The organism is Achromobacter sp. SD115 (assembly GCF_017355315.1).
Lineage (GTDB): Bacteria > Pseudomonadota > Gammaproteobacteria > Burkholderiales > Burkholderiaceae_B > Achromobacter > Achromobacter xylosoxidans_B.
In genome coordinates this window covers 218,338-237,857 of record NZ_JADIJM010000007.1, presented here as the reverse complement: position 1 = coordinate 237,857, position 19,520 = coordinate 218,338, and the positions used below count along the sequence as shown (strand labels likewise).

23 protein-coding genes and 1 pseudogene are annotated in these 19,520 nt (G+C 64.0%); 11 read left to right on the top strand and 13 right to left on the bottom strand.

Annotation, left to right across the window (positions count from 1 at the left end; translation table 11 throughout):
• Positions 1–3 precede the first annotated feature (3 nt).
• From IPU70_RS12880 to IPU70_RS12865, 4 genes are read left to right on the top strand one after another with little or no spacing between them, the layout of a single operon-like run.
• Positions 4–975 carry an ABC transporter permease gene (locus IPU70_RS12880; protein ID WP_207467749.1) on the top strand — a complete coding sequence of 324 codons (972 nt, stop codon included), beginning with the start codon at positions 4–6 and terminating at the stop codon, positions 973–975.
• Position 976: 1 nt separating this feature from the next.
• The gene (locus IPU70_RS12875) at positions 977–1,864 is read left to right on the top strand and encodes an ABC transporter permease (protein ID WP_207467748.1); all 888 of its coding nucleotides are present in this window, start codon (positions 977–979) and stop codon (positions 1,862–1,864) included.
• A 24-nt stretch (positions 1,865–1,888) separates the two neighbouring features.
• Positions 1,889–3,433, top strand: a complete 1,545-nt coding sequence (locus IPU70_RS12870; RefSeq protein ID WP_207467747.1) for a class I adenylate-forming enzyme family protein — start codon at positions 1,889–1,891, stop codon at positions 3,431–3,433.
• Positions 3,430–4,209 carry an SDR family oxidoreductase gene (locus IPU70_RS12865; RefSeq protein ID WP_207467745.1) on the top strand — a complete coding sequence of 260 codons (780 nt, stop codon included), beginning with the start codon at positions 3,430–3,432 and terminating at the stop codon, positions 4,207–4,209. Before IPU70_RS12870 ends, IPU70_RS12865 begins: the two co-directional genes overlap by 4 nt.
• A 31-nt stretch (positions 4,210–4,240) precedes the next feature.
• On the opposite strand, the gene IPU70_RS12860 is transcribed toward IPU70_RS12865, so the two are convergent.
• Both IPU70_RS12860 and IPU70_RS12855 read right to left on the bottom strand, forming a co-directional pair.
• Positions 4,241–5,095: a hypothetical protein gene (locus tag IPU70_RS12860; RefSeq protein ID WP_207467743.1), complete on the bottom strand. Its 855-nt coding sequence runs from the start codon at positions 5,093–5,095 to the stop codon at positions 4,241–4,243.
• Positions 5,096–5,254: 159 nt separating this feature from the next.
• Positions 5,255–5,773 (bottom strand): O-acetyl-ADP-ribose deacetylase, encoded by a 519-nt coding sequence (locus IPU70_RS12855; protein ID WP_207467740.1) that lies wholly within the window; start codon positions 5,771–5,773, stop codon positions 5,255–5,257.
• A 104-nt stretch (positions 5,774–5,877) separates the two neighbouring features.
• Between IPU70_RS12855 and IPU70_RS12850 the strand changes: the two genes are divergently transcribed.
• Complete coding sequence (locus IPU70_RS12850; protein ID WP_242702459.1) at positions 5,878–6,804, top strand: alpha/beta hydrolase; 927 nt, start codon at positions 5,878–5,880, stop codon at positions 6,802–6,804.
• Positions 6,805–6,849: 45 nt separating this feature from the next.
• On the opposite strand, the gene IPU70_RS12845 is transcribed toward IPU70_RS12850, so the two are convergent.
• From IPU70_RS12845 to IPU70_RS12835, 3 genes are all read right to left on the bottom strand, one after another.
• Complete coding sequence (locus IPU70_RS12845; protein WP_207467738.1) at positions 6,850–7,260, bottom strand: VOC family protein; 411 nt, start codon at positions 7,258–7,260, stop codon at positions 6,850–6,852.
• 65 nt (positions 7,261–7,325) lie between these two features.
• Entirely contained in the window at positions 7,326–7,721 is a 396-nt protein-coding gene (locus tag IPU70_RS12840; RefSeq protein WP_242702458.1) for a GNAT family N-acetyltransferase, read from the bottom strand.
• A gap of 97 nt (positions 7,722–7,818) precedes the next feature.
• Positions 7,819–8,712: a LysR family transcriptional regulator gene (locus tag IPU70_RS12835; RefSeq protein WP_207467734.1), complete on the bottom strand. Its 894-nt coding sequence runs from the start codon at positions 8,710–8,712 to the stop codon at positions 7,819–7,821.
• 109 nt (positions 8,713–8,821) lie between these two features.
• On the opposite strand from IPU70_RS12835, the gene IPU70_RS12830 reads away from it, so the two are divergent.
• Entirely contained in the window at positions 8,822–9,718 is an 897-nt protein-coding gene (locus IPU70_RS12830; RefSeq protein WP_207467732.1) for an NmrA/HSCARG family protein, read from the top strand.
• Position 9,719: 1 nt separating this feature from the next.
• Positions 9,720–9,980 carry a DUF2798 domain-containing protein gene (locus IPU70_RS12825; protein ID WP_207467730.1) on the top strand — a complete coding sequence of 87 codons (261 nt, stop codon included), beginning with the start codon at positions 9,720–9,722 and terminating at the stop codon, positions 9,978–9,980.
• A gap of 46 nt (positions 9,981–10,026) precedes the next feature.
• On the opposite strand, the gene IPU70_RS12820 is transcribed toward IPU70_RS12825, so the two are convergent.
• The 8 genes from IPU70_RS12820 to IPU70_RS12785 all read right to left on the bottom strand — a co-directional run bounded on the left by IPU70_RS12820 (position 10,027) and on the right by IPU70_RS12785 (position 17,287).
• Positions 10,027–10,656, bottom strand: a complete 630-nt coding sequence (locus tag IPU70_RS12820; RefSeq protein ID WP_207467728.1) for a TetR/AcrR family transcriptional regulator — start codon at positions 10,654–10,656, stop codon at positions 10,027–10,029.
• Positions 10,653–10,970, bottom strand: a complete 318-nt coding sequence (locus tag IPU70_RS12815) for a multidrug efflux SMR transporter (protein WP_207467727.1) — start codon at positions 10,968–10,970, stop codon at positions 10,653–10,655. The genes IPU70_RS12820 and IPU70_RS12815 overlap by 4 nt, the downstream gene beginning before the upstream one ends.
• Positions 10,971–11,036: 66 nt before the next feature.
• Positions 11,037–11,774, bottom strand: coding sequence for an SDR family oxidoreductase (locus IPU70_RS12810; protein WP_207467726.1), 738 nt, complete (start codon positions 11,772–11,774; stop codon positions 11,037–11,039).
• A 67-nt stretch (positions 11,775–11,841) separates the two neighbouring features.
• Positions 11,842–13,047, bottom strand: coding sequence for a 3-sulfinopropanoyl-CoA desulfinase (gene acdA / locus IPU70_RS12805; RefSeq protein ID WP_207467725.1), 1,206 nt, complete (start codon positions 13,045–13,047; stop codon positions 11,842–11,844).
• 53 nt (positions 13,048–13,100) lie between these two features.
• The gene (locus IPU70_RS12800) at positions 13,101–14,060 is read right to left on the bottom strand and encodes a tripartite tricarboxylate transporter substrate binding protein (RefSeq protein WP_207467724.1); all 960 of its coding nucleotides are present in this window, start codon (positions 14,058–14,060) and stop codon (positions 13,101–13,103) included.
• Between the two features lie 90 nt (positions 14,061–14,150).
• Positions 14,151–15,356 (bottom strand): CaiB/BaiF CoA-transferase family protein, encoded by a 1,206-nt coding sequence (locus IPU70_RS12795; RefSeq protein WP_207467723.1) that lies wholly within the window; start codon positions 15,354–15,356, stop codon positions 14,151–14,153.
• Positions 15,357–15,475: 119 nt separating this feature from the next.
• Positions 15,476–16,387, bottom strand: coding sequence for a LysR family transcriptional regulator (locus IPU70_RS12790; RefSeq protein WP_207467722.1), 912 nt, complete (start codon positions 16,385–16,387; stop codon positions 15,476–15,478).
• An 18-nt stretch (positions 16,388–16,405) separates the two neighbouring features.
• Complete coding sequence (locus tag IPU70_RS12785; RefSeq protein WP_207467721.1) at positions 16,406–17,287, bottom strand: LysR family transcriptional regulator; 882 nt, start codon at positions 17,285–17,287, stop codon at positions 16,406–16,408.
• A 194-nt stretch (positions 17,288–17,481) separates the two neighbouring features.
• Between IPU70_RS12785 and IPU70_RS12780 the strand changes: the two genes are divergently transcribed.
• The 4 genes and pseudogenes from IPU70_RS12780 to IPU70_RS12770 all read left to right on the top strand — a co-directional run bounded on the left by IPU70_RS12780 (position 17,482) and on the right by IPU70_RS12770 (position 19,517).
• Positions 17,482–18,468 (top strand): tripartite tricarboxylate transporter substrate binding protein, encoded by a 987-nt coding sequence (locus IPU70_RS12780; RefSeq protein ID WP_207467720.1) that lies wholly within the window; start codon positions 17,482–17,484, stop codon positions 18,466–18,468.
• Positions 18,469–18,573: 105 nt separating this feature from the next.
• Positions 18,574–18,660, top strand: a pseudogene (locus IPU70_RS33090) (PAAR domain-containing protein); the annotation flags it as partial.
• A gap of 10 nt (positions 18,661–18,670) precedes the next feature.
• A complete protein-coding gene (locus IPU70_RS12775) occupies positions 18,671–19,171 on the top strand; it encodes a DUF4123 domain-containing protein (protein ID WP_207467841.1) in 501 nt (166 codons plus the stop codon).
• Positions 19,161–19,517, top strand: a complete 357-nt coding sequence (locus IPU70_RS12770; RefSeq protein WP_207467718.1) for a hypothetical protein — start codon at positions 19,161–19,163, stop codon at positions 19,515–19,517. The genes IPU70_RS12775 and IPU70_RS12770 overlap by 11 nt, the downstream gene beginning before the upstream one ends.
• Positions 19,518–19,520 lie beyond the last annotated feature (3 nt).

Genomic DNA, 19,520 nt, shown 5'->3' with positions numbered 1-19,520 from the left:
CGCATGCCGATCCGACTGATCTTGCGCCGGCTGGCCCAGGCCGTGCCGCTGCTGCTGGGCGTGGTAGTTCTGAACTTCGCGCTCATCCAATCCGTGCCTGGCACCTTCCTGGACGTGATGACGGCCGAGCAGCAGGTCACCGATCCGGCGCTCATCGAGCGCCTGCGCGTGACCTACGGCATGGACCAGCCGCCCGCGGTGCAACTGCTGAAGTACGTAGGCTCGGTGGCGCGCGGCGACCTGGGCTATTCCTACCGCCACAACCTGCCGGTGCTGGACGTGATCCTGGCGCACCTGCCGGCCACGCTGCTGCTCATGGGCGCCAGCCTGGCCATCGCGGTGCTGGTGGGCATGGCGGCCGGAATCGTGTCGGCCGTCAAGGTCAACACCTGGTGGGACAGCGCCGTGTCGGTGTTCGCGGTGCTGTGCTTTGCCGCGCCCAGCTTCTGGCTGGGCATCATGTTGATCGTGCTGTTCTCGGTGAAGCTGGGCTGGTTTCCGGTGGGCGGCATGGTCACCATCGGCCTGACGGGCGGCGCCTGGCGCCAGGCGCTGGACGTGCTGCATCACCTGGCGTTGCCGGCGCTGGCGCTGGGACTGTTCTATTCCGCCGCCTATGCCCGGGTGATGCGCGCCTCGATGCTGGAAGTCAGCCGCATGGACTTCGTGCGCACCGCCTACGCCAAGGGCCTGACGCGCAGCGCCGTGGTGCTGCGCCATGTGTTGCGCAATGCCTTCCTGCCCATCGTCACCTTGCTCGGCCTGCAACTGGGCGCGGTGCTGGGCGGCAGCATCGTGGTCGAAGCCGTATTCAGCTGGCCCGGCATCGGCGCCGTGCTGTTCGACAGCGTCATGAGCCGCAACTATCCCGTGGTCCTGGGCATCCTGGTGCTCAGTTCCTTCGTGGTGATCATCGCCAATATCGCCGTCGACCTGATCTACACGCGGCTGGACCCGCGCATCAAGGCTGCCTGACATGTCCGCATCCCCTACCCTTGCACCTCCCCTTCCCGCAGCGCCTTCCTACCCCCGCGCCTCCTTTGCCGCCCGCTTTGCCCGCAACCGGGGCGCCGTCGCCGGTGCCGCGCTGCTGGCCCTGGTGGCCTTCCTGGCGGCGGGCGCCGGCTGGCTATACCCCACCGACCCGCTGCGCATCGTCGCTGCGCCGGAAATCTGGCCGTTCGAGTCTTGGCGTCATCCGCTGGGCACCGATTCCATGGGCCGCGACATCGCCGCCATGATCGCCCATGGCGCGCGCGCCACCTTGCTGATCGGCCTGGTGGCCGCGGCCACCGCCACGCTGATCGGCGTAAGCGTGGGCGCGGCTGCCGCCTGGGCCGGCGGCTGGATCGACGAAGGCCTGATGCGCGTGGCCGAACTGTTCCAGATCATCCCCAACGTGGTGTTCGTGCTGACGGTGGTTTCCATCCTGGGGCCGCGCATCGAACACATCACGCTGGCGGTCGGGCTGGTGTCCTGGCCGCCCATCGCCCGCCTGACCCGGGCCGAGTTCCTGTCCTTCAAGGAACGCGAGTTCGTGCAGGCCTGCCGCGCGCTGGGCATGAGCCCGCTGCGCATCGTCGCCGCCGAAATCCTGCCCAATGCCTTGCCGCCCGTGATCGTGATGTCCTCGCTGGTGGTGGCCGGCGCCATCCTCTACGAATCGGTCGTGTCCTTCCTGGGCCTGGGTGATCCCAACATCGCCAGCTGGGGCCGGCTGGTCGGCGAAGGCCGCAGTCTGATCCGCTCGTCCTGGTACATCTGCGCCGTACCGGGCGTGGCCATCATGCTTGCGGTGCTGTCGCTGAACCTGGTCGGCGACGGCCTGAACGACGCGCTCAATCCCAAGCTGCAAAAGCGCTGAGCCGCACACTTTTCGGAAAACCCCATGACGCATTCCCTGCTCAACCTGGGCCACCTGGCCGATCCGGAACTGTCGCCCGATCTGCCCGCCATCATCGATCTGCGCCTGCCCGGCGCGCCGCTGCGTTACACCCACGCACAGGTCCGCTTGCTGGCGGGCGGCGTAGCTGCTTGGCTGTCCGCGCGCGGCCTGCCGCCGGGCAGCCGCATCGCCATCGCCGCGCTGAACCGGGCCGAGTACCTGATCGCGTACTTCGGCATCATGCGGGCCGGCTACGTGGCCGTACCCATCAACATCAAGCAATCGCAAGAGAACATCGACTACGTGCTGCGCGATGCCGGCATCGCGCTCGCGCTGGTGGACGGCCCGCGCCGCGCCGCTTTCGAGGCCAAGGTGCCGGTGCTGGACTTCGACGATCCCGGCCCGCAAGGCTTTGCCGCGCAGATCGCGCCTACGGACTTCGGCTTCGTCACGCCGCAAGACGACGATATCGCCCAGATGCTGTACACCTCCGGCTCCACCGGCAAGCCCAAGGGCGTGCCGCTCACGCACCGCGGCCAGCTCTGGGCGCTGGCAGCGACCTCCGGCGCCGTCGTCGCCCGCGCCGGCACGCAGGAACGCTATCTGCTGGCGCAGCCGCTATTCCATATGAATGGTCTGTTCATGGCCAAGCGCGCCTTCGCCAGCAACAGTTTGCTGGTGATCCAGCCCTCCTTCGACGTGGCCGCCTACGCCGACGCGCTGGAGCGCTACCGCATCTCGGTCCTGACCGCGGTGCCGACCATGTTCGCCCGGCTGGTCAAGGATCCTGCGCTGCTGCAGGGACGCGACCTGTCCGCGCTGACCCGCGTCATGCTGGGCTCCGCTCCCATGACCGTGGCGTTGCTGGAACGCATCCAGCGCGCGCTGCCCGGCGTGCGCGTGACCCATGGCTATGGCACCACCGAGGCCGGTCCCGCCGTGTTCGGCCCGCATCCCGACGGCCTGCCCACGCCCGCGCTGGCGTTGGGCTACCCGCTGGATCCCGCCCAGGTACGGCTCGCGGACGGCCCCGGCCCGGACCAGGGCGTGCTGCTGATGAAGAACCCCGCCGTGCTCGCCGGCTATCACAACCTGCCCGAAAAGAGCGCCCAAGTGCTCAAGGACGGCTGGTACCACAGCGGCGACGTGCTGCGGCGCGACGCCGACGGCTTCTATTACTTCGTCGGCCGCGCCGACGACATGTTCGTCTGCTCCGGCGAGAACATCTATCCGGTCGAGGTCGAGAAGCTGCTGGAATCGCACCCCGACGTGCGCCAGAGTTGCGTGGTGCCGCTGGCCGACGAGGAACGCGGCCACATCCCGGTCGCCTTCGTCGTGCGCCGCGACGGCAGCCTGCTGCACGCCGACGCGCTCAAACGCCATGCGCTGGCGCATGGTCCGGCCTATCAGCATCCGCGCCGCATCCGCTTCGTGGACGAACTGCCCTGGGCCGGCACCAACAAGGTCGACCGCAACGCACTGATGAACGCCGCCTGCCAACTCGAAGCGCGACAAGCATGGACCCAACCCGAAACGGAAACCGCATGAGCAAGCCTGAATCCCCCGACAGCCTGACGGGCAAGACCGCCCTGGTCACCGGCGCCAGCCGCGGCATCGGCCGCGCCATCGCACTAGCCCTGGGCCGGCGCGGCGTGCGCGTCGCCGTACACTACAACGCCGCCAGCGACGCCGCCGACGAGGTCGTGCGCCAGATCCGGGCCGACGGCGGCGAAGCCTGGGCCCTGCAGGCCGACCTGTCGCAAGCGGACGCCGCAGCAGTGTTGGCGCGGAGCTTGCGCGCCTCGCTCAAGGAACGCTACACCGACGACGGCCTGGACATCCTGGTCAACAACGCCGGCGTGGGCCTGCGCGCCCGCCTGCCAGAGGTCACGCCGGACGCGTTCGACCGGGTGCTGCAAGTCAACCTGAAAACCCCGTTCTTCCTGATCCAGCAAACCCTGCCCTTCCTCCGCGACCATGGCCGCATCGTCAACGTGTCCTCCATGGGTACGCGCGCCGCCTATCCGGAAATGAGCGTCTACGCGCCGGCCAAAGCCGGGCTGGAAGCGCTGACCCTGCTGCTGGCGAGCGAGCTGGGCGAACGCGGCATCACCGTGAACGCCGTGCTGCCGGGCGCCACCGCCACCGACCTCAATGCCCGCGCGCGCGACCCGGAGCAAAGCAAGGTCATTGCGAAGACGATTGCGTTGGGGCGCGTGGGGCAGCCTGAGGATATTGCGGATATCGTCGCGTTTCTGGCGTCGCATGAGGGGCGCTGGATTACGGGGCAGAGTATCGATGCGACCGGGGGGCAACGCTTGTAGAACTGGAGGTCCGGACTAAGGCAGGCGACCTTTAGCTTGCCCCTTCGGCGGCGCCTGCGGCAATCTCTTGACACGACATGGACGCTGACGCGCTACCAAGCCCTACGTCTGCGCCTCCGCTTGTGGATCCTCCCTGGGGAAATCCCGCGTGATATGAGATGCGCGCATCCTGGACCTCATACTCTGCGGATCCCTTGCGTGACACGAGCACCATGCGCGATCCACTCGCCCCCGCCACGATCCCTTCCCCAACGATCTGACCATCACGCTCCACACGCGCGTAGCTCAGACCTGCTCTCAGGACAGCAGGACAGCGCATGACCTCGCCCAGCAACCGGTTAGCCTCGTCTTTTCCCGCGATAGAACCGACAACTGTCGGAATAATGATGACGGAACCTACCAGCACAGGCGCAAACGCCAGACCGTAACAGATCACAACCAGCAAAACTAGGTAGCGAACAAGAAACTGGGCCAGCTTACTCAATCTGGACCGGGTAAACGGTTGACGGTAAACCTGAATGCGGCTTCCTGAACGATCAAGGGCCAACGACAGTATCAGCAAAGGGGCAGCCACGAACAATGCCAGTACTACCCAAACCCAAGGGTCGGAGAACACGCGAACCGTTGTGTCAAAGGCGGACGCCCGAATGGCGTCCACGCCATTTAGCAAGTACGTGACTGTTTCCTGGGGAAACCGCGCATGCGCGATACGCAAGGTGGAGTAGTAGGCCTCGTGGTACTTAACACCGATGAAGTACAAGACCGCCGTGCCTATCGTACCCACGGCAGGCAAAAGCAATGCAACAGGCAACGTCATAAATTTTCCAACACTCGACTTGATGCACCAAATCGAGTAACGGACGCTGCACAAAAAAATTAAGCTCATGGCAACGCCAGATGAGCCCGGCCGTGCCGCCAGAAATACGAACTACCGCCTACGATTCCTACTGCATACGGCATGCGAAATTGTAGGCTGACACATTTCTTCTCAGCGCCACGACCACGGACCTCAATACCCGGGCTCGGGATCCCGAACAAAGCAGGCTCATGCAAGCGGCAAGCTCAAGATGCGTTCATATTGAAGGAGATCTTCCGCTGAAAAACAGCAGAAGATCACTTCTTGAACAGACGAATCCCTGGCCAGGCTTTGGCGGACAGTTTTGACCGCGATCTCTGCCGCCAATTCGATGGGATAGCCGTATATGCCCGTGCTGATGCTAGGGAACGCAATCGTAGCGACAGCCCTTTCTTCCGCCAGCGCTATGCACCGGCGATAGCAGCTGGACAGCAATGCTGGTTCGCCACTATCTCCACCCCTCCATACCGGGCCCACCGTATGAATGATGTATTGAGCGGCAAGACGATAGGCTTTGGTCACCTTGGCATCCCCGGTCTTGCAACCGCCGAGCAGCCTGCATTCATGCACAAGCTCCGGCCCTGCGGCACGATGGATGGCGCCATCGACTCCACCGCCGCCTAGCAGCGAAGAGTTTGCGGCGTTGACGATGGCGTTCACCTGGAGTTTCGTAATATCCGAATGGATTGCACGTAGGTTTGTGGGCATGTTTGTGCTCCTGGTAGCTGCGTGCGCAGCTGCAAACTGTGATGCCAGTCTACAATTTCGCCGGCCCTATACCGTCAAATTGTAGATTGGCACCTATTCCTCCCATGCAACGACGCTTTCTGAATGCCCTGCTGATTGCCCTCCTCGCCAGCTTCGGCGTGGCTGGCGGTCCGGCGCAAGCCCAGGCCCAATCCACGGCAAAGATACAGCCTGGCGAGGGACGCCCCTACGAAATCGCCGATAGCGAAGTATGGGACGTGCCCGACCCCATGTCGGGCCGCGGCTACCAGGTCTTCGTCGCCTTGCCGCCTTCCTATGCGAAGCAGCCGCAGCGGCGCTACCCCGTGCTTTATGTGACCGACGCCGACTATGCTTTCCCCGTCATCCGGCAGCTGGGACGCCGCCTGAACGTTGAAGGCCCGCAGATCGAGGAATTCATTCTTGTCGGCCTGTCCTATGGCAAGGGCGAAGACGGCGGAGTCAGCCGCCAGCGCGACTACACCCCCACCCCGAACGGCCCGAGCACTGCGCCAGCCAACGCGATCCATGGCCAGGCGCGTGCCTATCAACAGTACCTGCGCGATCAGGTAAAGCCTTTCATTACCGCCCGCTACCGGGCCGACCCAGACAAGGCCCTCTTTCTCGGCCACTCCTACGGCGCTCTGCTAGGGACACAGATCCTTTTCACCGAGCCCGGCATGTTCAACAGCTATATCCTGGGTAGCCCGTCACTCTGGTACGACAAGCGATATGCCTTGAAACTCGAAGCACGCTATGCCCAGCAGCATCAGGATCTGACCGCGAACGTTTATCTTTATGTCGGCGCCTATGAGGCCCTGCGCAAAGGTGACCGGCGCTACAACCAGACGGTGGACATGGTCGCCGACAACCGGGCGCTGGAGACGGCGCTGCAAGGCCGGAAATATCCAGGCTTGAAACTGAAGTCCGTGGTCCTGAACGACGAGGACCATCTCACCGTGGCGCCGCGCGGCTTCACGCAGGCCCTGAAGTATCTGTTGCCGGTGCGCTGACCAATTACACAGATCTGGCCTGAATCCACGTCGGATAAGCCTGCCCTAGATCGCAGGCCCCTTCAGTTCGATCTGATTGCCGTCGGGATCGAAGCAATAGATCGAAGGCCCTTCGCCTTCCGCGCCATATCGCATTACGGCCTTGTCCGCCGTTACGCCGAAAGCTCGCAGATGCTCCAGGATGGCTGTTTCATCGAACGGATCGACCCGCAGACAAAAGTGGTCGAGATTGTGCCGGTCTTTCCCTGGGGCTCCGCCGCCTGCCGCGCCCAATGGCCCTTGCACGTCGACCAGATCGATCATGGAGCCGCCTGCGCCCAGATGGATCATGGCGTACTCATCGTTCTTCTTCTTGATGGAACAGCCTAGTACCTTGGTATAAAACTCCAGGCTACGCGCCATGTCTTGCACTCTCAGGACGACGTGGTCCAAGTGCTTGATCTGAAATACCGGCATGATGATCCTCCTGGGCAGAGTGAGATTCGGTTGGATATTGGCCAACGCCAGACAGATGGCGGTCCTCAAAGGGATGATCGGAACTTCACGAACACGAGCTCAGGGTCGCCGTCATCCAGATTTTCGATTTGGCCACTACTGATAAAGCCCAGCTGGCCAAGCAGTTGGCGCATCGCGATATTTGAAGTATTGGTCGACGTGAACAGTTTTCCTCCCCGGCATTGCGACTCCAGCGTCCGCAGGATTGCCGTAGCAACGCCACGGCGTCGCGCCGAGTGCTTAACGACAACCAGCGGGATGAAATCGTGTTCGAAGAACGAGTGGTCAAGCACTCCGTAACCGATCAGCGCCGAAGCATCATCTGCTTCCGTCGCGGCCCAGCATTGGCCGGCAGCCACCGCATGGGCGATAAATGTCCTCCTGCCCGGTTCTTGCCTGGCGATCGGATCCAGTTCAACCATCGAATCGATGTCTCCGCTCTGGGCTATACGGACGTACGTTTGGAGAGACATGGTCGCCGTGCATCGGGATGGGAGGATTCTTAGTCTACCGTGCCAGCTAGAACCGATCGAGCTTCAGCCCAGCCGCCAGATAATCAACAAAAGCGCGCACCTTGGCGGGTGGAAGCCTGTTCTCCTGCCAGAGCGCGTGTATCGGCACCGGCTTGGACTCGAAATTTTCCAGTATGACTTCCACCTGTCCCGTATCCAGCAGCTGCCTGATCTGCCACAGCGGCGAATAGCCGATACCGAGCCCGGCGCTGACGGCGGAATAGATCGCCGCCATCGTATTGGTCCGGAACGGACCCTGGACCCCGACGTTGCGCCGCTTGCCGTCTATCTGAAAGGCCCATTGAGCCGACTGTTGATCGACGGTCCTGACGATACAGGCATGCTGGCGCAGTTCCGACGGATGCGCGGGACGGCCGTGCTGTTTGAAGTAGGAAGGCGCTCCGAATACGACTCTGCGCAAGGCTCCCAATCGCCGCCCTTGCAAGCCGGAGTCCGGCAGATCGGCGATGCGTACGACCAGATCGAGGCCTGCGGCGGCAAGATCGACAAAGGCATCCGTCAGTTGCAGATCGACCTCGATCTGTGGGTATGCGCGCATGTACTGCGCGATGATTGGAACCAGGAAGTCCGGGCCGAACAGTACCGGGGCGCCGACGCGCAACAGGCCCGACGGCGCGGCTCGACGGTCGGCGACATCCAGCCGGGCCTCGCCTATCTCTTCCATTGCCGGTTTCACCCGCCGGAAGAAGGCCTCGCCCGCCTCGCTGAGCGAGGAGTGCCGCGTGGTGCGATGTACCAGTTGAACGCCGACATCCTCTTCCAGCGCTGCGAGAGAACGGCTGACGGCTTGTAGCGAGCGGCCAAGGTTTCGCGCGGCCTTGGTCAGGCTTCCGGTTTCAGCGATATGGATGAACGCTTCCAGGTCTTCGAGGCGGCTCATTATTTATCTCGATTATCGTGATTCACATTCAATTTTCACACGTATTGTTTCACTAATCGGTAGAAAATACACTGCCTTCGTATTCACACGCATACGAAGGAGAAACCCTGTGAACCCCACTCAACCTATCGTTTTGGTCGTCGGGGCCACCGGCAAATTCGCAAGCCTGGTGGTTCCTGAATTGCAGCGGCGCAAGGTCACGGTCCGGGCGCTCGTGCGCGACGAGGCACGCGCCGCGCGGGCCCGCTCGCTGGGCGCGACAGAGACCGCCATCGGCGACCTCCGCGACGTCGACAGTCTCGCGGCCGCCGCGCATGGCGTGGACGGCGTGTTTCATATCGGCCCGGCGTTCACCGCGGACGAAGCGCCGATGGGGGTCGCCTTGGTCGAGGCGGCCGAGCGCAGCGGCGTGAGGAAGTTCGTCTTTTCATCGGTCATCCAGCCGACGAACATGCGCCTGGCCAATCACGCCAGCAAGATTCCGGTTGAGGATGCCCTCTATTCCTCACGGCTGGAATATACGATCCTGCATCCCGCCAACTTCATGCAGAACATCGGTTTGGCCTGGCCATCGATCCGCGACCATTCCAGCTACGCCGAGCCCTTTCCCCGGGACATAAGAATCGCTCGCGTGGACTATCGCGATGTGGCCGAGACTGCCGCAATCGCCCTGACCGGGGACAGGCTGGCCTACGCGACCTTGGAGTTGTGCGCCGGCATGTACAGCCGCACGGACATCGTCGCGGCACTGACCGAGGAACTGGGATCTCCGGTCGCAGCGCTCGAGCCCGGATTCAGCGCATGGGCGGAAGGCGCGCGCCTGCCGTACGGGGATCAGCAGTTGCCTTTGCTGTCGAAGGTTTTCGATCACTATCGCGCCTATGGGCTGGGCGGAAATAGTCTGGTACTAAGGGCTGCGCTCGGACGCGAGCCGCGCTCGCTGCGCGCATACGTCAAGGACCTGATCGCCGAGAAAAACTCGGCTCGGAATGGCGGGGAGTACTGAAATGTCCAAGAACCCGACTAGATCCACCCTGAAAAAACTCCCACCGCGCTATGCACCCTTCCTGATGCCGCTGGTTCTTTCGGTTTTCATGTCGGCCATCGTTTCCGCAGTGGCGACTGCCACGAGCGTGGGCGTGGGCTCCGACTTTGTCATCAACTGGCCCAGTGCCTGGGCCGCCTCCTGGATCGTGGCTTTTCCCAGCCTCTTGCTGCTACTGCCGGTCGTGCGCCGGATAGTCGCCTGGATGGTCGTCCAGCCCTAGGCTGCGCCGCGCCGGCATCAATCCCGCGTGGCTGCGCCGGCGTGCGTCAACCGGCTGGCCACGCAAGCATCGCGGCATCGATGATCGTGTTGAGCTTCTTCACGCCGGCGCCGTCGCGGGCCTGGATCGACAGGCCTTCGAGCACGGTCGTGTAGAACGCGGCAAGCTGACGGACATCGGCGGACGGCGCGAGGTCGCCCTCGGCAATGCCTTGCGCCAGCCGGTCCCTCAGCATCGATTCCCCATCCTTCCGGTTCGCGGCAAGAAACGCGCGCACGCTTTCGTTTTCGGGCGCGCCCAGCAACGATGACAACACGACCATGCAACCCCGCGGCCCCTCGGCCACGGCATAGGCGCGCGCGTTCGATCGCAGCATGGTTTCGACGGCCTCGCGCGCCGTGCGGGCTGCGCTGAGGCTCTGCGACGTCGCCCGCCCCTCGACACGGTCGTAGAGTTCGACTGCCTGCCGGAAGATCTCTTCCTTGCAACCGAAAGTCGCATAGAGGCTGGGCTTGTTGACGCCGGTGGCGCTGACGAGATCCTGGATCGACGTGCCTTCATAGCCTTGCGTCCAGAAGGTTCGCATGGCCGCCAGCAAGGCCTGGTCTTTGTCGAACTCCTTCGGACGCCCGATTTTCGGCGCGGCGGCCGATTTTGTTTGATTGCCAGAATTCACGATTCAATTATCCGCAGGCCCGCCACGCCAACGCCGATCAGCCCCAGGAACAACAGTTTGGCCAATGACATCTGCTCTCCGAGCACCAATGTTCCGAAAACCGCCACGCCGAAAGCACCGATACCCACCCAGATTGCGTAAGCAGTGCCCACTGGCAGATGCTTCAGGGCCAAGGCGAGCAGCACCAGGCTCAGCATGGCGACGCTGATGCCGATCAGGCTCGGCCAGAATCTCGTCAAGCCGTCTGCCTGCTTCAGCGCCAAGGCCCAGACGATTTCAAGCACGCCGGCCAAAACCAGGAGTCCCCAGGCCATTTGCATCCCCATTGCTGTTTGACTGTGATTGGATCATGCCACCAACGGCTCCGCCATGCGGAAATCCTAGGCGGTGAAACCTCCATCAATCGCGAGCGATGCTCCGGTGATGAATTGGCTCTCGGCCCCTGCCAGATACGCCACAGCGGCCGCAATCTCCCTGGGTTCGGCATAGCGCTTGACCGCCATGAGCTCCAGCTCGGCGGCCACCGTCGGGCCATCGGCGGGATTCATATCCGTGTCGGTCGACCCGGGATCGACAATGTTGACCGTAATGCCCCGGCCGCCGACCTCGCGCGCGAGGCCCTTCGTGAACCCGATGAGCGCGGACTTGCTCATTGCATAGAGCGTCACTCCTCCATACGGCACGCGTTGGGCGAAGCAGGAGCCGATGGAGATGATGCGCCCGCCGGCCCCCATGTAAGCCAGCGCGGCTTGCGAGGCCACGTACACCGCCTTGACGTGGATCGCCAGGGTGTCGTCGATTTCTTCGAGCGTGGCGTCCTCGACCGGCCCGTAAGGGAACACGCCGGCGCTATTGACCAGTATGTCCAGCCTGCCCAGCTCCGCGGCAGTCTGCTCCACCGCCGCCCGGACGGCGGCCGGATCGCGGCTGTCCGCCTTGATGGCCAGGATCTTGGCGCCGCTTTTGCCGAGTTCATGGGCGTAATCTTGCGCCGTCCGATCCGACCTGGCGTAGGTGAAGGCGACATCGGCGCCCCGTTCTGCAAACCTACGAACGATGGCGGCGCCGATGCCCCGCGTTCCTCCAGTGACCAGCGCGACCTTGCCTTGGAATTCCATTGCGAAAGCTCCTTTTATACCGATCGGTTAAAAAGATACTACGCGAGGCGGAATTCATCGTCAAGCATCACCGCCCGCGCAGGTACCCGTCCCGCGTTTGCGGCAGCTTCATCCCAAGCACCGCGGAAGCGACCTGGGTGCGCAGGATCTGCGCCGTGCCGCCCGCGATCGTGAACATGCGCGCATCGCGCACGTGGCGCTCCATCGGCATGTCGCGCCCATAGCCGGACGAGCCATGCAGCTGCAAGGCGTCGTTGGTCACGCGCTGCGCGGTTTCGGCGGCAAAGATCTTGGCCTGCGCGGCCAGCGACACGTCCGGAAAACCGAAGGTCCGCGGGGTACCGCTACGCGCGGCCGCGTGCAGCATGTGCCGCGCCGCATTCAGCTGGATGACCATGTCGGCAACCATCCACTGCAAACCCTGGAACTCCGCTATCGGCCGGCCGAACTGTTGGCGCTGCTTGACGTAGTCCACGGCCTCCTCGAAGGCGCCCTGTGCGATGCCCAGCGCCACCGTACCCGCGCCCACGCGCTGGGCGTTGTAGGCCTGCATCAGGCCGGCGAAGCCGCGCTTAAGCCCCTCCGGCGGGACTACCAGCATGGACTTGTGCACCTTGAGGTCATGGAACTTGATGTAGGTCTCGGGTATGCCCCGCACGCCCATGGCGTAGGAGCGCTTGGCGATCTCCAGCCCATCATCCGCGCCGTCCGGTTCGCGCACGTGGATGAACGCGCCTATGCCCAGATCCTCGCCATCGTCGATAACCCGCGCAAAGATCAAGTGCAGGCGCGACACCCCGCCTCCGGTGATCCAGTACTTCTCGCCGTTGATGAGATAGTCGTCGCCCTTACGGACTGCCCGGGTGCCCATTTCACTGGCTGCGCTGCCGGCCTGGGGTTCCGAGATGCAGATGGCGGGCTTGTCGCCCCCCAGAACGCAGCCGGCGGCCAGTGCCTTCTGCTCATGGCTGCCGTACTGCATGATGGCGCCGATTGCGCCCATATTGGCTTCCACCGTGATGCGTCCCATGGTGGCGCAGGCGCGGGCCATTTCCTCCACGACCAGGACAGTATCGAGATAGCTCAGCCCCTGTCCGCCGTACTCCCTTGGAATCGTCATGCCCATGAAGCCGCCTTCGCGCAGCAGGGCCACATTGTCCCAGGGATACTGTTCGGATTGGTCGGTGGCCGCGGCCGTCGGTTTGAATACGGTCTGCGCCAGTTCGCGCGCGCGCTGTTGCAGCGCCAATTGGTCTTGGGAAAGTTCAGTCATGGTTCATCCTTGCTACGTGCAAAACTCCGGCCGGGCCGCCTGGCCCGCCGGCATCAACCCACCTTGATATCCGCGCGCCGCGCCACCTCGGCCCAGCGTTCGACCTCGCTGCGCGTCAGCGCCGCCAGTTCTTGGGGCGTTCCTCCGCCCGCATCGGCGCCCAGCGCGATCCAGCGCTGCACGAAAGCCGGGTCGGCGAACGCGCCGTTGACCGCCGCGTTGAGCACGCGCACCACGTCCGCGGACGTGGACGGCGGCGCATAGATGCCATACCAGCTGGTCGCGTCGTAATTGGCCGCGCCGCTCTCCGCCGCCGTGGGCACGTCGGGCAGGCTGGGCGAGCGCACCTTGGACGTCACCGCAATGGCGCGCACGCTGCCGGCCCGGATGTGCTGGATGGCGGACGGCATGGTTTCGAACATCATGTGCACGTTCCCGGCGATGATGTCCACGATCGCCGGCGCTGAACCCCGGTAAGGAACATGCATCATCTGCGTGCCGGTGACGTTCTTGAAGTACTCGGCCATCAGGTGCTGCATGGTGCCCGCGCCCGGCGTGGCATAGCTGTACTTGTCCGGATTGGCCTTCAGCAGCGCCACCAGCTCCTGCACGTTCTGCGCGGGCAGATCCTTGTTGACGATCAGCGCATGGTTGACGCGTCCCAGAAAGCCCACGGCGGTCATGTCGCGGATGTCGTATCCCAGCTTCGGATACACGGATTGGGCGATCGCATGATGCACCGCGCCGAACAGGATCGCGTACCCGTCGGGACGGGCCTTGGCCACGGCGTCCGCCCCCAGCGTGCCGCCGGCGCCGCCCCGGTTCTCCACGATGACCGATTGGGCCAGGCTGGCGCGCATCGGCTCGGCCAGTTGCCGCGACAGGATGTCCACGGTTCCGCCCGGCGCGTAGGGCGCAATCAGCCTGATGCTCTGCGACGGGTACTTGCCTTGCGCAAACGCCTGGCTCAATGGCGTCAAGGCGGCAAGCGCCAACAACTGTCTCCTATCCATGCCTCTCTCCTCGTGTATCCGCCCTCGTCCGGGGCGGTGTTGTCTAAGGTGTGTGCCGCCAGGGTCCTGCGTGCAGGCTCTGTAAGCGCCCTACTCCGGGCGGCTGCCTTCCGCTGTCGTCCAATCGGCCAGGATCTGCTGCGCGTGCTCGTCCAGGCGGGGCGGCGGCCTGCGGTAGGAGACCGGCGTGGCGGACAGCTTCAAGGGATTCGCCAACAGGTTCAGCTCGCCGCCTTGCGCCCATGCGCAAGGCATGCGCAGATGCGCGCCGCGGGCCTGGACGTGCGGATCATTGAACACATCGCGCAAATCGTTGACCGGGCCGCAAGGCACGCCCACGGCTTCCAGCTGTTCCAGCCAGGTTTTTCTAGGACGCCGGGCCAGCGCTTCCTGTACCCGCTGGCAAAGCTCAGTGCGATGGGCGACCCGGGCCGCGTTGGAGGCATAGCGCACGTCGTCAGCCAGGCCGGCGACTCCGGCCACCTCGCAGAAACGCCGGAACTGCGCATCGTTGCCCACGGCAAGAATCATGGGACCGTCCGCGGCGTCGAACACCTGGTAAGGCACGATGTTCGGATGGCCGTTGCCCAGCCGCGCGGGCGGCTCCTGCGCCGCAAGATAGTTGGTCCCCGCATTCACCAGCCAGGCGATCTGGCTGTCCAGCAGCGAGATGTCGATGTGCTGCCCCAAGCCGGTCACGTCCCGATGGCGCAGCGCCGCCAGGATGCCGACGGCGGCATACATGCCGGTCATGACATCCGCAATGCCCACGCCCACCTTCATGGGCGCGCCCTGCGGCTCGCCGGTAAGGCTCATGATCCCGCCCATGCCCTGGATCAGGAAGTCGTAGCCGGCGCGCTTCGCGTAGGGACCCGTCTGGCCGAATCCCGTGATGGAGCAATAGACCAGGCGTGGATACTTGCTCTTGAGCTGCGTATAGTCCAGCCCATACTTGGCCAGGCCGCCCACTTTGTAGTTCTCGACCAGCACGTCGGCATGGGCCAAAAGCTGATGCAGCGTTTCGCGACCCGCTACGGTGGCGATGTCCAGCGCGATGGATCGCTTGTTGCGGTTGGCGCTCAGGTAGTAGGCGCTTTCCGTGGTCGCGCGGCCGTCCTGGCCGTTGATGTAAGGCGGCCCCCATTTCCGGGTGTCATCGCCCTCGTCCGGCTTTTCCACCTTGACCACGTCCGCGCCCAGGTCGCCCAACAGCTGCGTCGCGCTGGGTCCCGCCAGGATGCGCGAGAGGTCCAGAACACGCACGCCGCTGAGCGCGGAAGCTTCCACTGACTGCATACGCCTTCTCCATCAGAGTCGATCGATGCAGTCTAGAATTCGCAATCTTCACCTTCAATTGAGTTTTTATTCAATATGAAGGGAACTTGCCGCGCGTGCCGGGACCTGGCCGTGCGGCTTTACTTGACCGGGAACTTCAGCTTGGGCGCAGCCTCCCTGACCATGGTCCAGAAGGCATGCGCGGCGGGAGAAAGCCTGCGTTCGTTCAGGCATGCCAGGCCCATCCTGCGCTTGGAGGCGGGGCTGATCTTCCTGTAAACCAGCCCGTCGTAGGCCTGCGGCAGCACCAGCGACGCAAGCACCGAGATACCCTGCCCGCGTCTGACGAATTCCAGGATGGACATGATCTGCGAGAGGTCGTGCGCGATATGCGGCTTGGCGCCGGCGCGCTCGAACATGCGCGTGATGACCGGTTGCGAGCCCGCCCGCGTCATAATCAGGGGATAGTCGATCAGGTCCTTCACTGCAATCGTCTTAAGCGCCGCCAGCGGATGGCCGGCGGGAAGCACCACCATCAATTCATCGGTGACCAGCGACAGCGTGTCGAAATCCGGCTTGGGCAAGGCCACCACGCCGATCTCGATGCGGCGCTCGACCAGCGCGCGCTCCAGTTCGGGGTCCGGCTTCTCGGTGACGAACACGTCCACGCCTGGATAGCGGGCTTTGAACATCTCCAGCAGTTGGGGCAGGATGTTCAAGGAGGAACTCGCGCCCAGGGAACCGAGATTCAGCAGGCCCGAACGCAGGCCGGCGCTGGCGTTCGCCGTCGCCCGCACGATCTGCAGGGAGGCAAACACATCCCTGACATGCGGCAGGATCTGCTGCCCGGCATAGGTAAGCTGCACGCCCGACGCATTGCGGTCCAGCATGGGCGCTCCCAGCGTGGCCTCCAGCGTACGCAAGGCATGGCTGGTAGCCGATGGCGTCATCCCCAACCGCGCGCCGGCGCCCGCGATGCTGTCGGCCGACGCCAGCGCCAGCAACAGCTCGAGCTGTCTGAGGGAGAGGGATTTTGCTGCCTGATCCGGCATGGCCGTGGCTCCTTGGTTCTAATTCGCCAGCGCCTGCGCCAGCCCCAACGCCCGCGCCAGAAACGCCGACGCATCGTCCCTGCGATAACTGACGATCACCGGCGACACAAAGGTATCGGCGTCGATCGGCACATGCGCCACATCCTGGCGCTGCAGCCGCTGCACCGACGCCGGCACCACCGTCACCCCCAACCCCGCCGCCACCAGTCCGATGGCGGTCTGCAGTTCATTGGCTTCCTGCACCACTTGCGGCGCGTGTCCCGCCGCGCGAAACAACCCCAACACATGGTCGGAGAAATTCGGTCTTGGGCGCGCCGGGTACAGCACAAAGGGTTCGCGCGCCAGACGTTCGACCGACACCCGCCGCAGGCGCGCCAGCGGATGGCCCAGCGGCACCGCCGCCATCAGGGGCTCGGTCATCAGCACGCGCCGCTCGATGGCCGGATCGTCGAACAGGATGCGGCCGATGCCCAGGTCGATGCGTCCGGCCTTCAACGCCTCCAGTTGCGGCAAGGTGGTCATTTCCGTGAGGCCCACTTCGACCTGCGGGTCCGCATTGCGCAGTTGCCGGATCAACTCGGGTACGAAGCCGTAGAGCGTGGACGGCACGAAGCCTATGCCGAACCAGCGCCGCTGGGTCTGCCCCAGCCGGCGCGTGCCTTCCAGCACCTCTTCCAGGCGCGCCGTCAGCAGGCGCGACTGCTCCAGCAGGAAACGGCCCGCTTCAGTGAGGCGCAGCGCCCGCGTGGTGCGTTCGAACAACTGCACGCCCAGTTCTTCCTCGAACAGGCGGATCTGACGGCTGAGCGGCGGCTGGGCCATGTGCAGCCGGGCGGCCGCGCGCGTGAAGCTGCCTTCTTCCGCCACGGCCTGGAAATAGCGCAGTTGCCTCAATTGCATTGCATGGCCCCATACATACCAAAAAGGTATCAATCGGAACCCATATAGTCTTGGACTCGCACGGAAAACGCAAGCCATACTGAGCCATCGCACGAACCTGATCGTAAAAGTATGAATCCCGGGAGTTTCCTCCGGCGAGTCTGCGGACCATCGGCGCGCGGCGACACAATAATTCGAGCACTACGGAGACCCTCATGCGCTTGCGCCCTGTATTCAAACGACTCGCCCAGGCCTGCGTGGGCCTCGCGCTGCTGGGCGGCGCGTCCGCGGCGCTGGCGCAGACCTATCCGGATCATCCGGTCAAATGGATCGTGCCCTTCCCGCCGGGCGGCGCGATGGACAGCATCGCCCGCACCCTAGGCGAATCCATGGGCAAGCAGCTCAACACCACCTTCATCGTGGAAAACCGCGCGGGCGCCGGCGGCAATATCGGTGCGGCCAGCGTGGCCCGCGCCAAGCCCGACGGCTACACCATCCTGATCGTGGCCAACGGCATGGCCGTCAATCCGGCGCTGTACACGGATCTGAACTACGACCCGATCAAGGACTTCGCGCCGATCTCGCTGCTGGCCGTGGTGCCGAATGTGCTGGTCACCAATCCCGCGCGCACCGGCGCCACCAGCGTGCAGGACGTGATCGCCAAGGCCAAGGCGCAGCCCAACCACTACACCTATGCGTCGGCCGGCGTGGGTACCTCCATCCACCTGGCGGGCGAGTTGTTCCTGTCCATGGCGCAGGTGGACATGCTGCACGTGCCCTACAAGGGCAGCGGCCCCGCCGTCGCCGATCTGCTGGGTGGCCAAGTGGACTACATGTTCGACAGCATCACCTCCGCCAAGCCGCACATCGAAACCGGCAAGCTGCGGGCGCTGGCGGTGACCACCAGCAAGCGTTCCGCCGCCCTGCCCGACGTGCCCACCGTGGCGGAAAGCGGATTGCCCGGCTACGAACTGATGCCGTGGTTCGCGGCATTCGCCCCCGCCGGCACGCCGCCCGAGGTGGTCGCGAAACTGAACGCCGCCATGCGCGCCGCGCTGAATGATGCCAAGGTGCGCGCCACGCTGGATTCGATCGGCGCCGAGCCCATCGGCGGCACGCCGGATGAATTGCGCGACCATCTTGCGCGCGAGACCGCGCAATGGAAGACGCTGGTCAAGGAACGGAATATCAAGATCAATTGAGGCCCGTGCAGTCTGCGTCTACTCACCCATGATCGCCATCAACGCCCCCCTTGGTCGAACAATGCTAAATTCGGCTTCGACCAAGGATTGTCCGATCCCGCTCCGATAGCCACAGCCCAGAGCGACACGCTGTGCCAGGAGTGTCTGGAAGCCGCTGCCCGCAACGCCGCAACCACCGTGGCGCGAGGGTAGATCGGTGAATATGCAGGCAAAAGAGTACTTCGCAGCCCGTCTGAAGCAAACGCATTTCCCCCTGCGGCTTTACGGCCTGGTCGACGCGCTGCTGCACAATGAGGTTTCGGCTACCCATCCTTTATCCCGCTCCTCATCTTGCGTAGCGCTGTTCGACGGCACGCCTGATGAAGCGCTGGCCCATGCCGGCCCATGGCTGCTGGATTGCTCCGCCGACGGGAATCCCCACATCGCTGCGCTGCAACGCCTGGCCGAAAGCGGGCTTGGTTGTATCTGGATCCTCAGCAGCTACGCCATCGATGATCTGGCCGAAGCCTTGCAGGCGCGATTGAATGTACGCATGCCCAATGGATCCACTGCATTGCTGCGCTATTACGACGCAAGACTCGCGAACGACATCGCTGCGCTGCTAACCCCCGAGCAACGAGCCGCGTTCTTTGCCCCCGTCCACGATTGGCTGGCGCAACGCAACGGCGAACTCATCAGGATTCATCCCACCCATGGTGCTTGAACTCACCCCCCAGCAAGTCGCCGGCCTTTGCGCGATCGACGCCAAGGGATTTGTGCAGGGAGTCATGCGGGACATCCTGCGCGACTACCCCGGGCTGGCCGAGGCTGGCTTGAGCGCAAGACTTGCCACTGCTCTCTCGCAGGCGCGGGCCCTGGGAATAGACGAGGACGCGAATCTTGTCGAATTTCTCTGGACCGAGGCGCTGGTTCCTGGATTCTATAAACAGCCCGGGTTCCTTGCCTGGATCCGCAAGCCCGGACGCCCCGCGGATCAACGGTTTCATGACTACATGCAGGTGATGAAATGGCAGTCGCGCCAACAGCTCCGACAAGAGCATAGGAATTAAGGG

What these genes read in the sequence shown, in the direction of transcription:
- IPU70_RS12860 (WP_207467743.1), bottom strand. Translation starts at nt 5,095, where the DNA reads ATGAGCTTAATTTTTTTGTGCAGCGTCCGTTACTCGATTTGGTGCATC.
- IPU70_RS12785 (WP_207467721.1), bottom strand. Translation starts at nt 17,287, where the DNA reads ATGCAATTGAGGCAACTGCGCTATTTCCAGGCCGTGGCGGAAGAAGGC.
- IPU70_RS12810 (WP_207467726.1), bottom strand. Translation starts at nt 11,774, where the DNA reads ATGGAATTCCAAGGCAAGGTCGCGCTGGTCACTGGAGGAACGCGGGGC.
- IPU70_RS12835 (WP_207467734.1), bottom strand. Translation starts at nt 8,712, where the DNA reads ATGAGCCGCCTCGAAGACCTGGAAGCGTTCATCCATATCGCTGAAACC.
- IPU70_RS12790 (WP_207467722.1), bottom strand. Translation starts at nt 16,387, where the DNA reads ATGCCGGATCAGGCAGCAAAATCCCTCTCCCTCAGACAGCTCGAGCTG.
- IPU70_RS12815 (WP_207467727.1), bottom strand. Translation starts at nt 10,970, where the DNA reads ATGGCCTGGGGACTCCTGGTTTTGGCCGGCGTGCTTGAAATCGTCTGG.
- IPU70_RS12865 (WP_207467745.1), top strand. Translation starts at nt 3,430, where the DNA reads ATGAGCAAGCCTGAATCCCCCGACAGCCTGACGGGCAAGACCGCCCTG.
- IPU70_RS12800 (WP_207467724.1), bottom strand. Translation starts at nt 14,060, where the DNA reads ATGGATAGGAGACAGTTGTTGGCGCTTGCCGCCTTGACGCCATTGAGC.
- IPU70_RS12875 (WP_207467748.1), top strand. Translation starts at nt 977, where the DNA reads ATGTCCGCATCCCCTACCCTTGCACCTCCCCTTCCCGCAGCGCCTTCC.
- IPU70_RS12795 (WP_207467723.1), bottom strand. Translation starts at nt 15,356, where the DNA reads ATGCAGTCAGTGGAAGCTTCCGCGCTCAGCGGCGTGCGTGTTCTGGAC.
- IPU70_RS12770 (WP_207467718.1), top strand. Translation starts at nt 19,161, where the DNA reads ATGGTGCTTGAACTCACCCCCCAGCAAGTCGCCGGCCTTTGCGCGATC.
- IPU70_RS12825 (WP_207467730.1), top strand. Translation starts at nt 9,720, where the DNA reads ATGTCCAAGAACCCGACTAGATCCACCCTGAAAAAACTCCCACCGCGC.
- IPU70_RS12855 (WP_207467740.1), bottom strand. Translation starts at nt 5,773, where the DNA reads ATGCCCACAAACCTACGTGCAATCCATTCGGATATTACGAAACTCCAG.
- IPU70_RS12775 (WP_207467841.1), top strand. Translation starts at nt 18,671, where the DNA reads ATGCAGGCAAAAGAGTACTTCGCAGCCCGTCTGAAGCAAACGCATTTC.
- IPU70_RS12845 (WP_207467738.1), bottom strand. Translation starts at nt 7,260, where the DNA reads ATGCCGGTATTTCAGATCAAGCACTTGGACCACGTCGTCCTGAGAGTG.
- IPU70_RS12840 (WP_242702458.1), bottom strand. Translation starts at nt 7,721, where the DNA reads ATGGTTGAACTGGATCCGATCGCCAGGCAAGAACCGGGCAGGAGGACA.
- IPU70_RS12850 (WP_242702459.1), top strand. Translation starts at nt 5,878, where the DNA reads ATGCAACGACGCTTTCTGAATGCCCTGCTGATTGCCCTCCTCGCCAGC.
- IPU70_RS12780 (WP_207467720.1), top strand. Translation starts at nt 17,482, where the DNA reads ATGCGCTTGCGCCCTGTATTCAAACGACTCGCCCAGGCCTGCGTGGGC.
- IPU70_RS12880 (WP_207467749.1), top strand. Translation starts at nt 4, where the DNA reads ATGCCGATCCGACTGATCTTGCGCCGGCTGGCCCAGGCCGTGCCGCTG.
- IPU70_RS12870 (WP_207467747.1), top strand. Translation starts at nt 1,889, where the DNA reads ATGACGCATTCCCTGCTCAACCTGGGCCACCTGGCCGATCCGGAACTG.
- acdA (WP_207467725.1), bottom strand. Translation starts at nt 13,047, where the DNA reads ATGACTGAACTTTCCCAAGACCAATTGGCGCTGCAACAGCGCGCGCGC.